The 1,864-nt window shown below is 35.5% G+C and carries 1 protein-coding gene; it reads right to left on the bottom strand.

Annotated features, from left to right (window positions below):
* Positions 1-574: 574 nt before the first annotated feature.
* Positions 575-1,864: LPXTG cell wall anchor domain-containing protein (locus O3601_RS09325; RefSeq protein WP_371472719.1), on the bottom strand; the 1,290-nt coding region annotated here is incomplete at its 5' end.

Genomic DNA, 1,864 nt, shown 5'->3' with positions numbered 1-1,864 from the left:
CAATTATACCACTTTTAACATATTCAATCAAACAAAATAATGTAAATATGCCTAATTTCAAGAATTTTCAGTAAGTTTCAAGAAAGCGCAATCAAGTTATTTATAATAATTAAAAATAAATATACATAACAATAGATATCCGACCCTTAATTTTCCGATCTTATTCAGATATCTTCTATAAATATAATTTTATACTATTTTAAAATCAAATTCATAAACTTTCTTCTTATAAACAAATAGATGATAGTTTTAATTAAAAATCCTATCATTGATTCCCTGCACCTATAATTTCAAAGCATACACTTATACAACGATATTTCTTGAATAGGCTATCACCAAAAGCTACACTTTGACTTCAAATAAGTATAGTGGATTGAAGTTAGAATAGTCCAACACGACTCCTAATTCATTTTTAGAAATTGACCAATCGATTTGCGTACATTTTATTTCAATCCACTATATCTTATTACGAATACTATCTATTTTTCCGAGAATACAAGAACAGCCTTGCACCTCTTGAAATGAGGAACAAGGCTGTTTTTTAATCTTTTGTGTTCATATTTTGACTAAATTTTTAGTCTTCTTTTTTCTTTCCAAGAGCAAGTCCGAGACTGCCTAGCATACCAAGAAGTCCTAGAGATGCAAGAGTCGCATTTGATTCAGTTCCTGTATTTGGCAATACATTTTGAGAATCATTTGATTTAACTCCATTATCAAAAGCATCTGTAGTATCTTCATGATTTACATTCGGAATAACTGAATCTGGAATTGAAGTTGTTGGTGCAGGTGTATCGTAACCAGAATTTCCATTAGCATCAGGCATTACTGGCACAACTGGAATTGGAGTTGGAGTTGTTAGCTCAGGTGTATCGTGACCAGAATTTACATTAGTATCAGGTGTTACTGGAATTGTATTTGTGTTTGAACTTACTTTTCTGAAAATGTGGATCATTACTGGTTCATTTTCAGCTATCACAGTTCGTACAAATTCATATCCTGGAATTGATCCATGTTCAGCATCCTTTTCATTGCCTGTCTTAACGGATGATTTCAATACATTTCCATCTTCATCAATCCAACGAACCTCAATCATTAGCTCTGGCAATTCAATTGAAGCCGGTAATACACCATTTTCAAAAATTGTTACCTTAGCTGGATTTTCCACTGGAACTTCCACAGCTGGTTTACCTGGTTCAGTAATCTTACCTGTACCCGGAACTTTACCTTCTGGTAATTCACTGTTTGGTACTTTACCTTTACCGTCTTCACCGATTGTGACTGTGATTGGCTTGTTACCTTTACCTGGGATTTCTACCGTAGTTCCTGGTGGGTATGTTGAACCATCTGGTTTCTTCGGTGTTACTGTAACATCACCTGTCTTAGGATCTTGTTCTAACTCTACTTTTGGTTCTTTCGTTATTCCATAAGTTCGAACTGTTGTCGGAGTTACCTTACCTGTTTTTGGATCAACTTCATAGGTAATGGTATCAATCACATCGCGACCTTCAGAATCTTTAGATTGTTCAACCTTAGTTTTCGCACCAACTTTAACGATTGTCTTACCTGCTGGGGTGACGACTGGATTACCAACGTGTTCTGTGATATGACCGTCCTTTGGATCTACATCGTAAGTGGTTGTAGTAACTGTTTTACCTTTTTCACCCTCAGTACGCTGAGCTGGTGTACCGAAGTCTTTTTCAACATCTTTAACGTATTCCACTTCTGGTTCAATCAGGGTTGCTACTACTTTATCCTTCGCTGCGACTTTAACAATAGTATTAGTTGGTTCTTTCGTACGAACTGGTTGATCTTCACTTGCTGTAATCTTTCCAGTATTAGGATCCACAGTGTAAGTTGTTGTGAT

It is taken from the genome of Streptococcus sp. 20925_1_69 (genome assembly GCF_041432365.1).
Taxonomy (GTDB): domain Bacteria; phylum Bacillota; class Bacilli; order Lactobacillales; family Streptococcaceae; genus Streptococcus.
Note: the sequence above shows the minus strand (reverse complement) of the source record. Positions and strands in the feature narration are given on the sequence as shown.